The 19,869-nt window shown below is 60.4% G+C and carries 14 protein-coding genes and 1 pseudogene; 10 read left to right on the top strand and 5 right to left on the bottom strand.

Going from position 1 to position 19,869, the window contains the following annotated elements; all coding sequences use genetic code 11:
- A partial coding sequence (gene acnB, locus BFQ03_RS17510) for a bifunctional aconitate hydratase 2/2-methylisocitrate dehydratase (RefSeq protein ID WP_065943643.1) occupies nucleotides 1-2,433 on the top strand: 2,433 nt, incomplete at its 5' end.
- Nucleotides 2,434-2,694: 261 nt separating this feature from the next.
- Here the strand turns inward: acnB and BFQ03_RS17505 are convergent.
- Nucleotides 2,695-3,972, bottom strand: a complete 1,278-nt coding sequence (locus BFQ03_RS17505) for an HAAAP family serine/threonine permease (protein WP_032860874.1) — start codon at nucleotides 3,970-3,972, stop codon at nucleotides 2,695-2,697.
- Nucleotides 3,973-4,544: 572 nt separating this feature from the next.
- Here BFQ03_RS17505 and BFQ03_RS17495 point away from each other — a divergent pair.
- The 3 genes from BFQ03_RS17495 to BFQ03_RS17485 all read left to right on the top strand — a co-directional run bounded on the left by BFQ03_RS17495 (nucleotide 4,545) and on the right by BFQ03_RS17485 (nucleotide 7,484).
- Nucleotides 4,545-5,498, top strand: coding sequence for a 2-hydroxyacid dehydrogenase (locus BFQ03_RS17495; RefSeq protein WP_065943642.1), 954 nt, complete (start codon nucleotides 4,545-4,547; stop codon nucleotides 5,496-5,498).
- Between the two features lie 129 nt (nucleotides 5,499-5,627).
- Nucleotides 5,628-6,695: a phosphotransferase family protein gene (locus BFQ03_RS17490; protein WP_032860878.1), complete on the top strand. Its 1,068-nt coding sequence runs from the start codon at nucleotides 5,628-5,630 to the stop codon at nucleotides 6,693-6,695.
- Between the two features lie 21 nt (nucleotides 6,696-6,716).
- Nucleotides 6,717-7,484, top strand: a complete 768-nt coding sequence (locus BFQ03_RS17485) for an SDR family oxidoreductase (RefSeq protein ID WP_065943641.1) — start codon at nucleotides 6,717-6,719, stop codon at nucleotides 7,482-7,484.
- Nucleotides 7,485-7,497: 13 nt separating this feature from the next.
- Here the strand turns inward: BFQ03_RS17485 and BFQ03_RS17480 are convergent, their stop codons facing one another.
- The gene (locus tag BFQ03_RS17480) at nucleotides 7,498-7,938 is read right to left on the bottom strand and encodes a carboxymuconolactone decarboxylase family protein (RefSeq protein ID WP_065943640.1); all 441 of its coding nucleotides are present in this window, start codon (nucleotides 7,936-7,938) and stop codon (nucleotides 7,498-7,500) included.
- 161 nt (nucleotides 7,939-8,099) lie between these two features.
- Between BFQ03_RS17480 and BFQ03_RS17475 the strand changes: the two genes are divergently transcribed.
- Nucleotides 8,100-9,533, top strand: a complete 1,434-nt coding sequence (locus BFQ03_RS17475) for a MocR-like pyridoxine biosynthesis transcription factor PdxR (RefSeq protein ID WP_065943639.1) — start codon at nucleotides 8,100-8,102, stop codon at nucleotides 9,531-9,533.
- Between the two features lie 83 nt (nucleotides 9,534-9,616).
- Nucleotides 9,617-10,024: a cupin domain-containing protein gene (locus tag BFQ03_RS17470; RefSeq protein WP_032860883.1), complete on the top strand. Its 408-nt coding sequence runs from the start codon at nucleotides 9,617-9,619 to the stop codon at nucleotides 10,022-10,024.
- On the opposite strand, the gene BFQ03_RS17465 is transcribed toward BFQ03_RS17470, so the two are convergent.
- A complete protein-coding gene (locus tag BFQ03_RS17465) occupies nucleotides 10,021-10,656 on the bottom strand; it encodes a DNA-3-methyladenine glycosylase I (RefSeq protein ID WP_065943638.1) in 636 nt (211 codons plus the stop codon). The two genes, BFQ03_RS17470 and BFQ03_RS17465, sit on opposite strands and share 4 nt — an antisense overlap.
- 217 nt (nucleotides 10,657-10,873) lie before the next feature.
- Here BFQ03_RS17465 and BFQ03_RS17460 point away from each other — a divergent pair, with 217 nt between their 5' ends.
- A complete protein-coding gene (locus BFQ03_RS17460; protein WP_175403907.1) occupies nucleotides 10,874-12,199 on the top strand; it encodes a C4-dicarboxylate transporter DctA in 1,326 nt (441 codons plus the stop codon).
- A gap of 9 nt (nucleotides 12,200-12,208) precedes the next feature.
- On the opposite strand, the pseudogene BFQ03_RS30725 reads toward BFQ03_RS17460, so the two are convergent.
- A pseudogene (locus BFQ03_RS30725) lies at nucleotides 12,209-12,337 on the bottom strand (outer membrane lipoprotein carrier protein LolA); the annotation flags it as partial.
- 12 nt (nucleotides 12,338-12,349) lie between these two features.
- On the opposite strand from BFQ03_RS30725, the gene BFQ03_RS17455 reads away from it, so the two are divergent.
- From BFQ03_RS17455 to BFQ03_RS17445, 3 genes are all read left to right on the top strand, one after another.
- Complete coding sequence (locus BFQ03_RS17455) at nucleotides 12,350-13,051, top strand: FadR/GntR family transcriptional regulator (protein ID WP_032860887.1); 702 nt, start codon at nucleotides 12,350-12,352, stop codon at nucleotides 13,049-13,051.
- A gap of 15 nt (nucleotides 13,052-13,066) precedes the next feature.
- Nucleotides 13,067-13,768, top strand: coding sequence for a GntR family transcriptional regulator (locus BFQ03_RS17450; RefSeq protein ID WP_032860888.1), 702 nt, complete (start codon nucleotides 13,067-13,069; stop codon nucleotides 13,766-13,768).
- 102 nt (nucleotides 13,769-13,870) lie between these two features.
- A complete protein-coding gene (locus tag BFQ03_RS17445; RefSeq protein ID WP_065943636.1) occupies nucleotides 13,871-14,866 on the top strand; it encodes a tetratricopeptide repeat protein in 996 nt (331 codons plus the stop codon).
- Between the two features lie 81 nt (nucleotides 14,867-14,947).
- Here the strand turns inward: BFQ03_RS17445 and BFQ03_RS17440 are convergent, their stop codons facing one another.
- Nucleotides 14,948-19,807 carry an NAD-glutamate dehydrogenase gene (locus BFQ03_RS17440; RefSeq protein WP_065943635.1) on the bottom strand — a complete coding sequence of 1,620 codons (4,860 nt, stop codon included), beginning with the start codon at nucleotides 19,805-19,807 and terminating at the stop codon, nucleotides 14,948-14,950.
- Nucleotides 19,808-19,869: the final 62 nt, after the last annotated feature.

The following is a 19,869-nucleotide window of genomic DNA, read 5'->3' as shown; positions in this document are numbered from 1 at the left end:
GCTGCCTACGTCAAGGCCGGTTTCCTGTCTGCCCTGGCCAAGGGCGAAGTCTCTTCTCCCCTGATCGACAAAAAACGCGCTGTTGAACTGCTCGGCACCATGCAAGGCGGCTACAACATCGTGACCCTGGTCGAGCTGTTGGACGACGCCGAACTGGCCGCCGTTGCAGCTGCCCAGCTCAAGCACACCCTGCTGATGTTCGATGCTTTCCACGACGTCGCGGAAAAAGCCAAGAATGGCAACCAGCACGCCAAGGAAGTGATCCAGTCCTGGGCCGACGGCGAGTGGTTCAAGAACCGCCCGACCCTGGCCGACAAGATCAGCCTGCGCGTGTTCAAGGTCACCGGCGAAACCAACACCGACGACCTGTCCCCTGCTCCCGATGCCTGGTCCCGTCCGGACATCCCGCTGCACGCCCTGGCCATGCTGAAAATGGCCCGTGAAGGCATCGTGCCGGACGAGCAAGGCAAGACCGGCCCGATGAAGCAGATCGAAGAAATGCGCGGCCAGGGCTTCCCGATCGCCTACGTCGGTGACGTGGTCGGTACCGGTTCGTCCCGTAAGTCGGCGACCAACTCGGTACTGTGGTTCTTCGGCGACGACGTTCCTTACGTGCCGAACAAGCGCGCTGGCGGCTTCTGCTTCGGCAGCAAGATCGCTCCAATCTTCTACAACACCATGGAAGATGCTGGCGCACTGCCAATCGAATTCGACGTCACCAACATGCACATGGGCGACGTGATCGACCTGTACCCGCATGCTGGCAAAGTCTGCAAGCACGGCACCGATGAAGTCCTGACCACCTTCGAAATGAAGACCCCGGTCCTGTTGGACGAAGTCCGTGCCGGCGGTCGTATCCCGCTGATCATCGGCCGTGGCCTGACCGAGAAGGCGCGCACCGAACTGGGCCTGGGCCCTACCGACCTGTTCAAGCTGCCTGAAGCACCTGTCGACACTGGCAAGGGTTTCACCCTGGCGCAGAAAATGGTCGGCAAGGCCTGCGGCCTGCCAGAAGGCAAAGGCGTTCGCCCAGGTACTTACTGCGAACCGAAGATGACCACCGTCGGCTCCCAGGACACCACAGGTCCCATGACCCGTGACGAACTAAAAGACCTGGCGTGCCTGGGCTTCTCGACCGATCTGGTGATGCAGTCCTTCTGCCACACCGCGGCTTACCCTAAGCCGATCGACGTGACCACCCACCACACCCTGCCTGACTTCATCATGACCCGTGGCGGTGTATCGCTGCGTCCAGGCGACGGCATCATCCACAGCTGGCTGAACCGCATGCTGCTGCCGGACACCGTGGGTACCGGTGGTGACTCCCACACCCGTTTCCCGATGGGCATCTCGTTCCCGGCCGGTTCTGGCCTGGTCGCGTTCGCCGCAGCCACTGGCGTGATGCCACTGGACATGCCGGAATCGATCCTGGTGCGCTTCAAAGGCAAAATGAAACCTGGCATCACCCTGCGTGACCTGGTTCATGCCATTCCTTACTACGCGATCCAGTCCGGCCTGCTGACCGTTGAGAAGAAAGGCAAGAAAAACGCCTTCTCCGGCCGCATCCTGGAAATCGAAGGCCTGAACGACCTGACGCTGGAACAGGCTTTCGAACTGTCCGACGCCTCGGCCGAACGTTCGGCTGCCGGTTGCACCATCAAGCTGTCGAAAGACTCCGTGACCGAGTACCTGAACTCCAACATCACCCTGCTGCGCTGGATGATCGGTGAAGGCTACGGCGATGCGCGTACCCTGGAACGTCGTGCCCAAGCGATGGAAGCCTGGGTTGCCAACCCAGAACTGATGGAAGCCGATGCCGACGCCGAATACGCCGAAGTCATCGAGATCGACCTGGCACACATCAACGAGCCAATCCTCTGCGCACCAAACGACCCGGATGACGCCCGTCTGCTGTCCAGCGTGGCTGGCGAGAAGATCGACGAAGTGTTCATCGGTTCGTGCATGACCAACATCGGTCACTTCCGCGCTGCCGGCAAGTTGCTGGAACAGGTCAAGGGTCAGCTGCCAACCCGTCTGTGGCTGTCGCCGCCGACCAAGATGGACGCTCACCAACTGACCGAAGAAGGCTACTACGGCATCTACGGCAAGGCTGGCGCGCGCATGGAAATGCCGGGCTGCTCGCTGTGCATGGGTAACCAGGCACGTGTTGAGCCGAATTCGACCGTAGTGTCGACGTCGACCCGTAACTTCCCGAACCGTCTGGGTGATGGCGCCAACGTCTACCTGGCCTCGGCCGAGCTGGCGGCAGTCGCCTCCACGCTGGGTCGCCTGCCGACCGTCGAAGAGTACATGGGCTACGCGGCCAAACTGGACACCATGGCCAGTGACGTCTACCGCTACCTGAACTTCGACCAGATCGCAGAGTTCCGCAAAATCGCTGCAAGCGCCAACATTCCGGTGGTTCAAGCCTAAGGTCTGTTGATGTAAAAACGCCGCGTATCGCAAGGTACGCGGCGTTTTTTTATGCCTGGAGAAATGTGGGGCCTGTTGTGGCCTCATCGCGGGCAAGCCCGATCCCACAGGGGATCTCGGCGAGGTAGGGAGTTTTGGACACACCACAAAACAAATGTGGGAGCTGGCTTGCCTGCGATAGCGGTGGGTCAGTCGACATCTTAATTGACTGACCCACCGCTATCGCGAGCAATCCCGCTTAGCGCTGTACAGCCTTGAGGCTTAGGCCAACAGGGAGTACACCACCGCGGTGATCGCCACCAAGCCTACCGCCGTGACAAAGATATTGGACGCCTGCCCACGGTACTTGGCCATGGCTGGCACCTTGCGAATCGCATACATCGGCATCAGGAACAGGATCGAAGCGATGATCGGCCCACCCAGTGCCTCGATCATTCCCAGGATGCTCGGGTTCAGCGTGGCGACGATCCAGCACACCACCAGCATGAAGCCTGCGGTCATGCGGTCCAGGGCCTTGGCACCCGGGCGGCGGCCACTCTTGACGATCAGGCCCTTGAGGCCTTCACTGGCGCCGATGTAGTGGCCCAGGAACGACTTGGCAATTGCGACGAACGCAATCAATGGCGCAGCAAAGGCGATGGTCGGGTTATCGAAGTGGTTGGCCAGGTAAGACAGGATCGACAGGTTCTGCGCCTTGGCCTCGGCCAGTTGGCCTGGCGACAACGTCAGTACGCAGCTGAATACGAAGAACATCACCATCGCCACCATCAACAGGTGGGCACGGGACAGAATCTGCGAGCTACGCTCCTCGGCGTGGGCGCCGTACTGGCGTTTCTGGTCAACGGCGAAGGCCGAGATGATCGGCGAGTGGTTGAACGAGAACACCATCACCGGAATCGCCAGCCACAGCGTATGCAGCAGCGCCGACGGCGCCGGCACGGTGCTGGCAGTGCTCAGGATCCCGCCATTCCAGTGCGGGACCAGATACACCGCCAGGAACAGCAAGGCGACAATAAACGGATACACCATCAGGCTCATGGCCTTGACGATCACCTGTTCGCCGCAACGCACCACGGCCAGCAGGCCAAGGATCAGCACAAACGACAGCAGCGCCCGAGGTGGCGGTTCAATGTGCAATTGGTGCGACATGAAGCTGCCCACCGTATTGGTCAGCGCCACACTGTAGATCAGCAGAATCGGGAAAATCGCGAAGAAGTACAGCAAGGTGATCAATGCACCGGCCTTGATGCCGAAGTGCTCCTCAACCACCTCGGTGATGTCCGAGCCCGCACGGCCCGACAAGACAAAACGCGTCAGGCCACGGTGTGCGTAGTAGGTCATCGGGAACGCCAGCAGCGCCAGGATCAGCAACGGCCAGAAGCCGCCCAGGCCAGCATTGATGGGCAGAAACAAAGTACCGGCGCCAATCGCCGTGCCGAACAGGCCAAGCATCCAGGTTGTGTCCTGGCGGCTCCAGCCCGTGAGGGTTACAGGTGTCGTTGCGTAGCGTTCATCGACGCTATTGGCCTGATCATTCATCCGCTCGGATCTCCGCTTTCATACGATCGCGACGAGTCAGAAAAACCTGACAGGCAGCGCCACGACCGTAACAGGGGCGCGATTGTCCGGGATTCGCCTGAATAAGCAAAGACTTAGCTGAGGAATGGTTGTGCGGAGCAGATAAATCCGATTGACGACAATATGTGTGAGTCAGGAACGCTTTTTACGATGCAGCCCACTCAGTTGAAGCTCTACCCCTGACTGGAGACTCATTATGACAACCTCATTATCGAGCATAGACAACGCCGGCCACATCATCGATAGCGTGTCATCCCACATTGCAGACCAAATGGCTGCGCAAGGCAAACCCAAACAACAACAGACTAATACCTTCACGTTCGGCGGTGTGGAATACACCGCCCCGCCCAAGCCTCGCAATACCTTGATACCCACGCCTCGAATTGGCTAAACCTCGCCACACCCTGTGGGCACCGAATCTATTACGCAATAGATTCGTTGCCCTATCACTACGGGTGCAGGCGCTCACGCCGCCATCACATAAAATATCGCATACTCTCTCTTCCATCCGCCCCCTCAGGAAGAGCCGCCCCATGCCTGCAACCGTTCTGGTCCTGGTTGAAACCATCAATGATTACCTGCCGATCATCGAGAGCAACGGCTTTCACGTGATCCTCGCCCCCACACCTGCTGAGCGCAGCCAGGCAATCAAGACCCATGGCGGACAGATCCAGGCCGTATTGACCCGTGGTCCGCTGGGCTTGTATGCCGAGGAAATCGCTGCCCTGCCCTTGTTGGAGATCATCTGTGTGATCGGTGCCGGCTATGAGCATGTCGACCTGCAAGCCGCCAGCAATCGGGGAATAGTGGTGACCAACGGCGCGGGCGTGAATGCGCCGTCGGTGGCAGACCACGCCATGGCACTGCTGCTGTCGATGGTGCGAGACATTCCCCGGGCAGACGCTGCCGTAAGGCGCAGCGAATGGCCCAAGGTCATGCGCCCGTCCCTGGCCGGCAAGCACCTGGGCATCCTGGGCCTTGGCGCGGTGGGCCTGGCGATCGCCAAGCGCGCAGCCCTGGGGTTTGACATGCAGATCAGCTATCACAGCCGCCAGCCCCGTAGCGATGTGGACTACACCTACTGCGCCACGCCGGTTGAACTGGCCCGTACCGCGGACTTCCTGGTCATCGCCACCCCCGGCGGCCCCGGCACCCGCCACCTGATCGACCGCCAAGCCCTGGACGCCCTTGGCCCCCATGGCTTTTTGGTGAACATCGCCCGTGGCAGCGTGATTGCCACCGCCGACCTGATCAGCGCCCTCGAACAACGGCGCATTGGCGGTGCGGCGCTGGATGTGTTCGACGATGAGCCCAGCGTACCCGACGCCCTCAAGCGCCTCTGCAACACCGTCCTCACCCCGCACGTAGCCGGTCTGTCGCCGGAAGCGGCCCATGACACCGTGCAACGGGTGGCGGACAACCTGCTGGAGTACTTCGCCGGGCGCCCGGTCCTCACGCCGGTGGCCTTGCCTACGCCCGAAAAGTGACCGATCAGGCACGCTGATTATCATCCAACACGCTAACCTATTAAGCCGTGCCAGCCTTGTGGCGGGTCGGCTGTGCGCATTAGATTAGCCAATAGTCCAAGGCCTCAAGAATAAGCAGAAGGGATAAGCATGGCGCTCAATGACCAATCCACCCAGATCCGCCCCGGCGAAGAACTGGATGCCAGCCTCATCGACCCGTACCTCAAGGCCCATATCCCTGGCTTGAGTGGTAGCGCCAAAATCAGCCAGTTTCCTGGCGGCGCCTCCAACCTGACCTACCTGCTGGAGTACCCCGACCAGGAATTCGTCCTGCGGCGCCCGCCCTTTGGCCACAAGGCCAAGTCCGCCCATGACATGGGCCGTGAGTTTCGCATCCTCAATCAGCTCAAGGATGGTTTCCCCTACTGCCCCAAGGCCTACGTGCACTGCACCGACGAATCGGTGATCGGCGCCGAGTTCTATGTGATGGAGCGGGTCAAGGGCATCATCCTGCGCTCGGACCTGCCGCCGGAGCTGGGCCTGGACGCGGCGCGCACCGAGGCCTTGTGCAAGAGCTTTATCGACAAGTTCGTCGAACTGCACCAGGTCGACTACAACGCCTGCGGCCTGGCAGACCTGGGCAAGCCCGAGGGTTACGTGCAGCGCCAGATCCGTGGCTGGAGCGAGCGCTATGAAAAAGCCCTGACCCCCGACGCGCCGAAATGGGAGGCCGTGCGTGCCTGGCTCAATGACAAGATGCCGGCCGATCATCCGACCTCCAGCATCGTGCACAACGACTATCGCTTCGACAACGTAATCCTAGACCCGCACAACCCGATGCAAATCATCGGTGTGCTGGATTGGGAACTGACCACCCTGGGCGATCCCCTGATGGACCTGGGCAACAGCCTCGCCTACTGGATCGAAGCCGCAGACCCTGCGCCCGTGCAACTGATGCGCCGCCAACCGAGCAACGCCCCCGGCATGCTCACCCGCCGCCAGTTTGTCGATTATTACGCCGAGCGCTCAGGCATCCAGATCGACAATTTCGACTTCTACTACACCTACGGCCTGTTCCGCCTGGCCGGCATCGTGCAGCAGATCTACTACCGCTTCTTCCATGGCCAGACCCAGGACAAACGTTTTGCGCAGTTCATTCACATGAACAAATTACTGGAGCAGATGAGCCTGAATGTCATCGGCAAATCCGCCCTCTGATAGCCCTCACAAGGAACCACCATGTCCAAGACCAACCTGTTTGACCTCGACGGCAAGATCGCTTTTGTCTCCGGCGCCAGCCGTGGCATCGGTGAAGCCATTGCCAAACTGCTGGCCCAACAAGGCGCTCATGTGATTGTCTCAAGCCGCAAGATCGATGGCTGCCAGCACGTGGCCGACGCCATCGTCGCCGCCGGCGGCAAGGCCACGGCCATTGCCTGCCATATCGGCGAGATGGAGCAGATCACCGAGGTCTTCGCCGGCATCCGCCAGCAGTTCGGGCGCCTGGACATCCTGGTCAATAACGCCGCCACCAATCCGCAGTTCTGCAACGTGCTGGACACCGACTTGGGCGCGTTCCAGAAAACCGTTGACGTGAACATCCGTGGCTACTTCTTCATGTCGGTGGAAGCCGGCAAGCTGATGCGTGAAAACGGCGGCGGCAGCATCATCAACGTGGCCTCGATCAACGGTATTTCCCCAGGGCACTTCCAGGGCATCTACTCGGTGACCAAGGCCGCCGTGATCAACATGACCAAGATCTTCGCCAAGGAGTGCGCGCCATTCGGCATCCGTTGCAACGCCCTGCTGCCGGGCCTGACCGACACCAAGTTCGCCTCGGCGCTGGTCAAGAACGAATCGATCCTCAACATGGCCCTGGCGCAGATCCCGCTCAAGCGTGTGGCCGATCCGAGCGAGATGGCCGGCGCCGTGTTGTACCTGGCCAGCGATGCATCGACCTACACCACCGGCGTATCGCTGAATGTGGACGGTGGTTTCCTCTCCTGACCCACATTTTTGATTAGGGGTTTGGCGGTTGCTTGCGAAAGCTCACCGCCAAGCGATTCCAGCCGCTGATGGCAGACACCGCCATGGTCAGGTCCACCAGCTCCTGCTCACTGAGCACCTCGCGCATCGACGCATACAGCTCATCCGGCACATTGGAGCTGGACAGCAAGGCAATCGACTCACTCCAGGCCAGCGCGGCCTTTTCCCGCAGTGTAAAAAACGGTGAATCCTGCCACACGCACAGGGCAAACAACCTGCGCTCACTTTCCCCATGTTGACGCGCAGCCGTCGAGTGCATGTCCGTGCAAAACCCACAGCGATTGAGCTGTGACACACGGATCTTGATCAGTTCCAGCAACGGCTTTTCGATGGACAGATCAAAGATCGACGCCTCCAGCATCAGCATGCCCTTGAGCGCTTGAGGCGAGGCGGTGTAATAATTGAGGCGTTCCATTGGGCAATCTCGGGTGGCGAATGCGGTGACCGTCCAGCCTAACGGCACCCTGCCACAAGCCCAATAGCCAATCTGCAGGTTTAGCGGGAGGCCATCTTGACGATACCGGCACGCAGCACTTGCGAGTAACCTTGGCAGGATCGACCGCTTCGGGATCAAACATGGAACTGCACGTTGTCATCAACGGCCGCAAGGATCTGGCCGAACAGCTTTACCAACAATTGCGCGGGGCCATTGAGTCGGGTCGCCTGGCAGCCGGCGCGCAATTGCCCCCCAGCCGCTTGCTGGCCGAGCAACTGGGGGTGTCGCGCAAGACCGTGTCCGACACCTACACCACGCTGACCTACGAAGGTTTGCTGATCGGCAAGACCGGGCGCGGGACCTTCGTCAACGCCCACGCGTTGCGTGCCAAACAGCTGCAAAGTGCCACGGACCTGGCCTGTGCCGCCAACCTCGCCAAGTGGCAGGCACTGCCCTCCCCCATGCGCCATCCAACCCGCGATAGCACCCTGCGCTACGAATTCATCGGCGGGGCCACCACCCGCAGCCTGTTCCCCCAGGACGAGTGGCGACGCTGCACCCAGGACGCATTGCGCCGCGCCGCCCAGAACAGTGGCTTCTACAGCCAGCCCGAAGGCCTGCCCGCCTTGCGCAGTGCGATTGCCGGGCACGTTGCCTTTTCCCGAGGTGTGAACTGCCGGGACGACGACATTGTGGTGTGCAACGGCGCCCAACAGGCGCTGGACCTGATCGCCCGCGTGGTGCTGGAGCCGGGAACTATCGTCGCCATGGAAGACCCCGGCTACACCCCGGCGCGCCTACTGTTCGAAGCCATGGGCGCATCGGTTGCCTGCGTGCCGGTGGACGAACAAGGAATTGAAGTGGCGTTGATTCCCGACGGCACGCGGCTGATCTACGTCACGCCATCGCACCAGTTCCCCCTCGGCATGCCAATGAGCCTGCCACGGCGTGAAGCCCTTCTGGCCCGAGCCCTGGAGCTGGGTGCCATTGTGATCGAGGACGACTATGACAGTGACTTTCGCTACGAAGGCCGCCCCACCCACTCCCTGCAAAGCATGGACCAGTGGGGCATGGTCGCCTATGTCGGGACCTTCTCCAAAAGCCTGCTGCCGGAACTGCGCCTGGGCTATGCCGTACTGCCGCCGGTGATCCACGGCGCCGTCCTCAAGGCCAAGCAACTGACAGACCAGCACACCTCGACACTGGCGCAATGGGCACTGGCCAAGTTCATCAACGAAGGCTATTTACTCAAGCACATCCGGCGCTGTCACACCGTGTACGCTTCTCGCCGCGAGCGCATCCTCAGCCGCCTGGCCGGCGACTTGTCACCCTGGTTCGACGTCGTGCCCAGCGTGGCAGGCTTCCATTTGGCGGCGCTGTGCAAGGTACCCGTCAACATTGCGCTGCTGATCGAGCTGGCGCGCCAGGTCGAAGTCGGGCTGTATCCGCTGGATGTATTTTTTCATCAGACACCGGTGCGCAGTGGCCTGATCATTGGTTTTGGCGCCATCGAGACCCTGGATATCGACCCTTCGCTGGACAAGGTCCGCACGATCTTGCAGCAGATTGGCTGAGGGTTTTTCCGGCCGATTGGCTATAGGTACGCCACGCTGCCGGGCGTAGGGTTAAGGGGTCTGGAATTACTGGAAACCTCACCATGAAAACCCTGCTCGGCACCACCCTTCTATTGGCTTCGTTAAACGTCTTCGCCCACGAACCGGTCTACAACCAGGAATCGATCAAGGTGCTGCAAGAGCACGCCCTGAGCAACGTGCCAGGCAAGAAAACCATCATGCTGACCGTGGACTATGCGCCGGGCCAGGCCACCGTCCCTCACAGCCACACCGGCACCGCCGTGGCCTACGTGCTCGAAGGTGAAATCACCTCGCGGGTCAACGATGAGAAAGCCATTACCTACAAGGTCGGGCAGTCGTTCTACGAACCGGCCGGCTCGCGCCACTTCGAATCCAGTAATGCCAGCCAGACCCAGCCGGCCAAGTTGCTGGTGGTGATGGTTCTGGATGATAAGGCTGAGGTACTGACGCCCCTGCCAGCGCAGAACTAAAGTTCAGGGCGCCTGAACTGGCGCCGCAGATCTTCGATCGGCTGCCGACAGGCGCAGCCCTCCAAGTGGTCATTGACCATGCCCATCGCCTGCATGAACGCATACATCGTCGTCGGTCCCACGAATGTCCAGCCACGCTTTTTCAAGGCCTTGGACAAACGCACCGACGCCGGCGACGTCGGATTGCCCGTCCAATAAGCCAGGTCCACCAACGCCGGACGCTCCTCGGTGCCCGGCTCGAACGCCCATAGCCAGGCGGCCAGCGACCCGCTTTCATCCACCAGCTCACAGGCCCTGCGCGCGTTATTGATGGTCGAGACAATTTTCGCCCGATTGCGCACGATGCCAGGATCAGCCATCAAGCGCTCAACATCCCGCTCGGTGTACAGCGCCACGCGACGAAAATCAAAGCCCTCGAACGCCCGGCGAAAGTGCTCGCGCTTACGCAGGATGGTGATCCACGCCATACCGGCCTGGAAGCCTTCCAGGCAGATCTTCTCGTACAACGCAATGTCATCGGCAACCGGCACGCCCCACTCGTGATCGTGATAATCAGGGTATTGGGCGGCGGCCATGCGCCATGTACAACGGGTCAGTCCCGTTTCATCCGTCGTCAGTCCGGGCTTATCCATTTATCACCTCAACGGCCAAGCGAGAGATGATAAGCGAAAAAAATTCCAGGCGACCAACCGCTCAAGCATCACGCTTACCGAGCAACTGGTCAGACCGGAGACTCTAAACACCCCACTCCCCCCTTGTAGTTTGCAAAAAACCCAGCGTAGACTGGCCACGCACTGGACTTACCGGTCAGACCACAACAATTAAGCCCTGGACCCACCAGGGCACCGAATAGAGATCCTTCCCATGCTCAGATGGTGCTCGCGTTCGATTTTCCTGCAAGTCGTCATAGGCCTGATGCTCGGCATCGCTTGCGGCTTGGCCCTTCCCGAATTTTCCGCACAACTCAAACCCCTGGGTGACGGCTTTATCAAGCTGATCAAGATGCTGATTGGCCTGATCGTCTTCTGCGTGGTGGTCAGCGGTATTTCCGGTGCCGGCGACCTGAAAAAGGTCGGGCGCATTGGCCTCAAGTCGGTGATCTACTTTGAGGTGCTGACCACCATCGCGCTGGTGCTGGGCTTGATCCTGGCCTTCAGCACCGGGATCGGCAGTGGCGCCAACATCCACCTGGAACAGCTGTCTTCAGCAGGTCTCAATGAACTGGCGGATCGCGGCCAGCACATCAAGGGCACCAGCCAGTTCCTGATGGACCTGATCCCCAACTCGGTGATCGGGGCCTTTGCTGACAACAACGTATTGCAGGTGCTGTTGTTCTCGGTGCTATTTGGCAGCGCCCTGAACCTGGTGGGTGAAGCGGCCTCGGGCATTTCACGTCTGATCAACGAATTGAGCCATGTGATCTTCCGCATCATGGGCATGATCGTGCGCCTGGCGCCGATTGGTGTATTCGGCGCCATCGCCTTTACCACCAGCACTTACGGCCTGGACTCGCTGCAACACCTGGGCAGCCTGGTGGGTTTGTTCTACCTGACGTGCATGGCGTTCGTCGCCATAATCCTCGGCGCCGTGATGCGCTTCTCGGGCCTGCGCATGCTGCCACTGCTCAAGTACCTGCGCGAAGAACTGCTGATCGTGATGGGCACCGCCTCCTCCGACGCGGTGCTGCCACAGATCATGCGTAAACTGGAGCATTTGGGCATTGGCAGCTCCACGGTCGGCCTGGTGATCCCAACCGGTTACTCGTTCAACCTCGACGGTTTCTCGATCTACCTGACCCTGGCCATTGTGTTTATTGCCAACGCCACCGGTACACCGCTGTCGATGACCGACCTGCTGACAATCTTGCTGGTATCGCTGATCACCTCCAAGGGCGCCCACGGCATCCCGGGCTCGGCCCTGGTGATTCTGGCCGCGACCCTGACCGCCATTCCCGCGATCCCGGTGGTAGGCCTGGTGCTGGTGCTGGCGGTGGACTGGTTCATGGGGATTGGCCGGGCGCTGACCAACCTGATCGGCAACTGCGTGGCCACCGTGGCTATTGCACGCTGGGAAAAAGACATTGATATCCAACGGGCCAACAAGGTGCTCGATGGGCAACAAGGGTATGCGTTCCAGGCCAAGAGGCCGGTGTTGCCGGCCCATCAGGAGTTCTGAACCTTCCCCATACACTGTAGGAGCGAGCTTGCTCGCGAAAAACTTCAAGGCACCGCGCGCACACAGCCTGCCCGCGTTATCGTTGACGACCTTCGCGAGCAAGCTCGCGCCTACAGTTGAAGGGTTATTTAAATTCAAGGAGCCCACGACGTGATCAGCACCTCAACCGTCGTCAATTCAGTCGTAGAAAAACTGCGCGCCGCCCTGGCCCGAGGCCAATGGCGGCGTGGCGAAATGCTGCCCGGCCAGCGCGAACTGGCCGAACAAATGGGCATCAGCCGCCCCAGCCTGCGTGAAGCAGTGATCGTGCTGGAAACCCTCGGCCTGGTACGTTCGATGCCCGGCAAAGGCGTGGTCGTGCTGGAAACCAGCGTCAACGACCCCCAGTCCCATGACGCTGTGGCCGACGCCAGCCTCGCCGACATCCTGCAACTGCGCTACACCCTGGAGCCGTTTATCGTCGGCTTGGTGGCCCAGTCCATCACCAGCAAGGAAATCGGCCAACTGCGCCTGACCCTGATGGACATGCGCGAAGCCCTCGACGCCAACGACAGCGAGGCGGGAATGAACGCCTACATCGCGTTCCACGAAGAACTGTTCGCCCTGACCTCCAACCCGATCTTCCAGAATGTGGTGCAGCAGACCAGCAACGCCCTCAAGCAAAGCGCCCAGGTGCTGCGCAACTCCCCCGAGCACCTGGCCGAACGCCTGCAGGAAAACGATGCGGTCGTGCGCGCCATCCGCAATAAAAACAGTGCCCTGGCCAGTGCCGAAATGCGCCGCCATATCCTCAACGAAGGCCAGCGCATGGGCGTTGCCCTGAACATTCCTGACGATCATCTCGGCAACTGACTCCGGAGACTGGCCATGAACGCTCACGCCCTGCTACGCAACATCGCTGTCACCGCCCCGCCCAGCATGTGCCTGGTGGCCGGTAAAAAGCGCTCGGCGCAGGACATCTACCCACAACTGTTCGATGCCATTCTGGAGCAACGCATCGTGCCGACCAGTCGCTTTACCGAAGAAAGCCTGGCACACAGTTTTGGCGTCAGCCGCAGCGCAATTCGTCGAGTCCTGGCACGCCTGGCCGATCAGCAAGTAATCATCCTTCGCCCCAATTTGCGCGCCCAAGTGGCGGCACCGGATACCCACCACATGCAGCAAGTCCTGCAAGCACGGCGGTTAATGGAGGTGACGGTGGTCCACCTGGCTTGCGCCCAGGCAAAACCCGCTCAGATATCCCAATTGCGCGAGCTGATCGCACAGCAGGACGAATGCACCGAGCGGCGCCAGTATGGGTCGGCGATTCGACTGTCGGGGGAGTTTCACCTGCATCTGGCAACAATTGCAGGAAATCGACCGTTGGCACATTTCCTCAATAGCCTGGTGCCGCTGACATCGTTGTTCGTTGCCCGACACGACGCACAGGCCTACAGCGATAGTGCAGGCCAGGCACAGATGGCCATTGTTGAAGCACTAGGGAGCGCTGATGCGACAATCGCCGCTGCACGGATGACCCAACACCTGGAACATCTCCAGCACCGTTTGGGCCAGCCCGATCGAGGCTAATCGCCCGCAGACCCTTGCAGTAACTATCTAGCCACTCCTACCAGCAAATTCTCCATAGCCTGTATCTCGCACAACTTGAGTGCTTTATTACAGGTATCGAATATGTCTATTGATTCACCCGCGCTGTCGTCGCTGTTCACTCTGCTCACACAGCTGAACACCCAGGCCGAAACAACTCCAGCAGTCCTGGGCCTTTCCTTGGGCCAATTGAATGAGGCGGCCAAAAAAACCGGACTTGCACTGTTCAAACTGGAGAACTATGAAAAAGCCAGGTACCACCTGACCATTGCCGCCGCCGCTGGAGACGCAGAGTCGCAATACGCCATGGCGACCTGTGAAACACGCCTGGACGGAGGATTTCGCTCTGCGAGTGAGAACACCAAAAAATGGCTGAGACTGGCTGCAGCCCAGGATCACATTCCGGCACTGATGCGACTGGGCGACCGCGACTCGCTGGCAAAGGCCAAGGACTTGGCAACAAGTGCTGCAGCCGACGGCAGTGCTCGCGCCATGCTGTACCTGTATACACTGACCCAGGATGCCGAGTGGCTGGTCAAGGCCACAGCAACGGGCAACCCCGAAGCTCAGTACACACTTGCCGAGGCTTACCGCGAACGACCAGAGCTGATTACCAACACGGTAGAACGTGCAGCACTGATTGCAGAGCTGCATCAAAAGTCTGCCGACAGCGGATATCCAGAAGCGGTCTACACCCGGGCTTTTACGTCGGATAAAACGGTCAGTGTCGAGGAAAAACAAACACGGATTACTCAACTGGCACTGATGGGGCAGTTGGACGGAATCCTGGAATATGGCTATGCACTGGCCGGTCTGTCGCAGGACAGGACCAGGGCACCACACACTTATGGGCTTGAGAGAAACCTGCCCAAGGCCTATGCAATGCTGCAGTTCGTACTGATGAAAACAGACGGTGCACTGCTTCTACAGACCGTCGAGCAAGACGCCTGGGCACTGCGGCACCAGTTGTCCCCACAAGACAGCCACACGGCACAGACCATTCTCAACGAGCTCCAGGACACCCTGCCGGTCGTGTTCAAAACCCTCAACCCCATGGTCATTCTGGGCAGAGCCTACTGACGCCCAGCCTTTGCGCAAACCATGAAAAAGCCCCGTATCGTACGATACGGGGCTTTTTTTTTCAGCGCTTGAGCGAGACGGTTACAGCACCGATTGACCACTCAACGCCAGGTCCAGCAACTCACGGTTAGCAACTGCATACATGGCGTAATCCGTACCGACTGCAGCACGAATTTCCACCATCATTGCGCGCCAGCGCTCGACCATGCCCAGGTTCTGCTCAAGCCACAGAGCCACGCGGGTCTCCATGTCTTCTGGCGCATCGGCCATCTGCAGCACCTTGATCGTGATCGCCCGTTGCTGCCAATCCACATCATCGCGGAAGGCTTCGCGGGCCTGGGCCTGCCAGTTGTTGCCTACCGGCAGATCGCTGATCTGCTGCAGGTACCACGGCAAGTCCAGGGCGCTGCCCACAGCGAAGTAAGCCTTGGCCACATCCGCGGCGCTCTGGCCGGTGACGTCGGCCGCTTCGATGATCGGCAACAGGGTGTACAGGTGGGTCGTGCCAGCAACCATGCGCGCCAGCAACTCCGGTACGCCAGCCTCGACGTACTTCTGATAACGGTTCTGCCAGCCTTCGCGGGTCGGCCCTTCCAGCAACTCGTCGAGCTTGAGGCCCAACGCCGCCAGATGCGGACCGAAGTGCGCCACATCTCGCGCTGCGTCCTGCTCATTACGACGGCTGCGCAGGAACCAACGCGTGGCACGGCGACCCAGGCGCATCAGCTCATCCATCAGCGCCAGTTGCACTTCAGCGGAGACCTGGTGGTCCAGGGCTTCGATCTGACGGAACCAATGTGGGAGGTGAAAGATGTCACGCACGATCACATAGGCGCCGGCCACGTTCGCCGGGCTCATGCCGGTCGACTCTTTGAGTCGTTGCACGAAAGTGATGCCCATGTGGTTGACCAGGTCGTTGGCGATCTGGGTGCTGACAATCTCGCGCTTGAGGCGGTGACGACGCATGGCCTCGGAGAACTTGGCCACCAGGCTCGGCGGGAACGCGGTCTCCATATCACGGGTCAGGTAGTCGTCATCCGGTACCAGGGACTTGAGCAGGGCTTCCTTGAGGTCGATCTTGCTGTACGAGATCAACACCGACAGCTCCGGACGGGTCAAGCCCTTGCCGGTGGCAGCGCGCTCGGTGAGCTGCTCCTCGGTCGGCAGGTACTCGATGGCGCGGTCCAGTTTGCCACGGCCTTCCAGGTCGCTCATCAGGCGCTTGTACTCGGCAGCACGCTCGTAGGCTTTGCGCGCGGCCAGGGACAGGGCCTGGGTCTGCTTGTAGTTGTTGCCCAACACCAGGTTGCCGACTTCGTCGGTCATGCTCGCCAGCAACTGGTTGCGTTGCTTGTCGGTCATGTCGCCGGCCTGCACCACTTCGTTGAGCAGGATCTTGATGTTCACTTCGTGGTCGGAGCAGTCCACGCCACCGGCGTTATCGATGAAGTCGGTGTTGGAACCGCCGCCATTGAGGCCGAATTCCACACGACCCAGTTGGGTCATGCCGAGGTTACCGCCCTCGCCCACCACCTTGCAGCGCAGTTCGTTGCCGTTGACCCGCAGTGCGTCGTTGGCCTTGTCGCCCACGTCTGCATGGCTTTCAGTGCTGGCCTTGACGTAAGTACCGATACCACCGTTCCACAACAGATCCACCGGTGCCTTGAGCAAGGCGTTCAGCAGTTCGGTCGGGGTCAGCTTGTCGGCCTGGATGTCGAAGCGTTCTTTCATCTGTGGCGAGATGGCGATGCTTTTGGCACTGCGCGAGAAGATCCCGCCGCCTTCGGACATGATGCTGGTGTCGTAGTCGCTCCAGGCCGAACGCGGCAGCTCGAACATGCGCTGGCGCTCGACGAAGCTGGTCGCCGGGTTCGGGTTCGGATCGACAAAGATATGCAGGTGGTTGAAGGCCGCGACCAGTTGCAGCTTGTCAGACATGAGCAAGCCGTTACCGAACACGTCACCGGCCATATCGCCGACGCCGACCACGGTGATGCTGTCTTCCTGCACGTTGATGCCGCGCTCGCGGAAGTGACGCTGCACACCGACCCACGCGCCTTTAGCGGTGATGCCCATCTTCTTGTGGTCGTAACCGGCCGAACCACCGGAAGCAAACGCATCGCCCAGCCAGAAGCCGTAATCGATGGCGATGCCGTTGGCGATATCGGAGAAGGTCGCGGTGCCTTTGTCGGCCGCCACGACCAGATACGGGTCATCGTTGTCGTGGCGCACCACGTTCAACGGTGGCACCAAGGCGCCGTCTTTCAGGTTGTCGGTAATGTCCAACAGGCCGGAAATGAAGATGCGGTAGCAGGCGATGCCCTCGGCTGCGATCTCGTCCCGGCTGCCGCCCAGTGGCAGGCGACGCGGCAGGAAGCCGCCCTTGGCGCCCACCGGCACGATCACCGAGTTCTTCACTTGCTGGGCTTTTACCAGGCCGAGCACTTCGGTACGGAAGTCTTCTTCGCGGTCGGACCAACGCAGGCCGCCGCGAGCGACGTTGCCAAAACGCAGGTGTACGCCTTCGACGCGTGGCGAGTAGACGAAGATTTCAAACTTCGGCACTGGCTTGGGCAATTCAGGAATGGCGTGCGGGTTGAACTTGAAGCTGAAGTACGACTTGTTCTGACCGTTGGCATCCGCCTGGTAGAAGTTGGTGCGCAACGTGGCCTTGATCAGGTCCAGGTAGCGCCGCAGGATGCGGTCTTCGTTGAGCACCTGCACATCGTCCAGGGCAGTGAGGATCGCTTGTTCCAGGCGTTGCTGCTTGTCTTCCAGGTCGTCGCTGGTCAGTTTGCGCGCCAGGTAGAAGCGGGTCTTGAACAACCGGGTCAACTCGCGGGCGATGTCGGTGTGGTTGTTCAGGGTGCTGGCGATATAGCCCAGGTCAAAGCCCAGGCGGATCTGCTTCAGGTAACGGGCATAGGCACGCAGCAGCGCCACGTCACGCCATGGCAAACCTGCGGTCAGCACCAGGCGGTTGAACGCATCGTTCTCGGCATCGCCATTGACGATGTGTACGAACGCGTCCTGCAGGGTGTCGTTGAGCTGCTGGATATCGAGGTTCAGGCCTTCGGCGGCGGTGAACGCAAAGTCGTGGATCCAGAACTCGCGGCCATTGGCGTGGCGCAGGCGGTACGGGAACTCACCCAGCACGCGCAGGCCGAGGTTTTCCAGGATCGGCAGCACGTCGGACAACGCCAGCGGGGTGTCGGCGTGGTACAGCTTGCAGTGCAACTCCTGCTGGCCGGTCACATGGCCCAGCGGCTGATAGAAACTCATCACCAGCGGCTTGGCTTCGGTCAGGTTCAACAGGTGCTGCATGTCGACCACGGCCGAGTGTGCGGCGAAGCGCTCCCGGTAGCCTGCGGGGAAGCCTTTCGGGAAGTCCGCCAGCACGTTGGTGCCGTGGGCTTCGCCGAAGCTCTCGACCACCAGGCTGGCGTAGTCGTCCTGCCAGCTGCGGCAGGCCTGCACCACTTCTTTTTCCAGCAGCAGCGGGTCGATATCCAGGCGGTTCTTCGGGTCAACCCGCAGAATCAGCTGCACACGGGCCAGCACGGACTCGGAGAAGAATGTCCAGAACTCGCAATCCGAGGCCTTCAGGCGATCCATCAGCACTTGCTGGATCTTCTGGCGCACTTCGGTGGAGTAGATATCACGCGGCACGTAGGCCAGGCAGTAGCAGAAGCGACCGTACGGGTCTTTGCGCAGGAACACGCGGATCTTGTTGCGTTCCTGGATCTGCACGATGGACATCACGGTGCTGAACAGCTCATCCACCGGGGTCTGGAACAGGTCGTCGCGGGGCAGTACTTCAACCACCTGGGCCAGTTCCTTGCCCAGGTGCGCCTTGGCCTGGAAGCCCGAGCGGCGCTCGATTTCCGCGACCTTGCGCCGGATATAAGGAATCACTCGCACGCTTTCGCCGTACACCGAAGAGGTGTAGAGGCCCATGAAGCGGCATTCCTTGATGACCTTGCCGTCAGCATCGATCTGGCGGATCGACACGTAGTCGGGGTAAGCCGGGCGGTGCACACGGCTTGGGTGCGCGGCCTTGGCGAACGACAATACAGTCGGCTCGCGCAGGTAGGCCACGGCGTAGTCTTCGATGCGCAGGTCTTCAGCGGTGAGGCCGGCGCGCAGCAGCTTGGTCAGGCCGAGGAAGGAATTGGCGTCATATTCCAGATGACCGCCGTCCTGCTCGTCGCGCACCACAAACTCTTCATAGCCCAGGAAGGTGAAGTGGTTACCCACCAGCCATTCGAGGAAGCTCTTGATCTCGGCCTTTTCTTCGCCTTCGATGGCGAACTGGCTGTTGTCGATCCCGGCCAGCAGCTCCTGGACCTTGGCCTTCATCGGCTCGAAATCAGCCACGGCCACGCGCACTTCGCCCAGCACTTGCTCAAGTTCCTTGCTCAGGACGTTGAGTTCGGCGGCATTGGCGCAACGGTCGATTTCCAGGTACATCAGCGATTCTTGCTGAACGTCATCGCCCTGGGTGCCCTTTGGCAGGATTTCCAGCAACTCGCCCTTCTTGCCACGACGCACGCTGAGTACGGTGGTTTGCAGGGTATGGATGCTGTAGCCGCGACGGTTCAGCTCGGTACGCACCGAATCCACGAGGAACGGCAGGTCGTGGTGCAGCACTTCGACCGCCGTGTGGGTCGATTGCCAGCCGTGGCGTTCGTAGTCGGGGTTGTAGACCCGCACTTGCGGTTGGGTGTGGTCAAAGCGCTCAAGCAGGCGCCAGGCAGACAGGGTACAACCGGCCAGGTCGGACATGCGACGCTGGGTCAGTTCGTCCAGGGAAATGATGCCGAAGAATTGCTCAGCGAACAGCGCCACTTGTGGCAGTGCCTGTTCACTGATGTGCTGCGCCAGTGCCGCTTGCAGTTGATGCTGGAAGTCGGCTTTGCTGGCTGCGGTGAAGAACGCCATCTGTGGTACTCCGCTTGGGCTTGTTATTGATGGAAGCGTCGCGTGTTATCCCCTTGCGGGGA

Origin of the sequence: Pseudomonas sp. 25 R 14, assembly GCF_900004755.1 — a bacterium.
Taxonomy (GTDB): domain Bacteria; phylum Pseudomonadota; class Gammaproteobacteria; order Pseudomonadales; family Pseudomonadaceae; genus Aquipseudomonas; species Aquipseudomonas brenneri.
The sequence above is the reverse complement of the archived record's forward strand: the minus strand, read 5'-3'. Positions and strand labels throughout refer to the sequence as shown.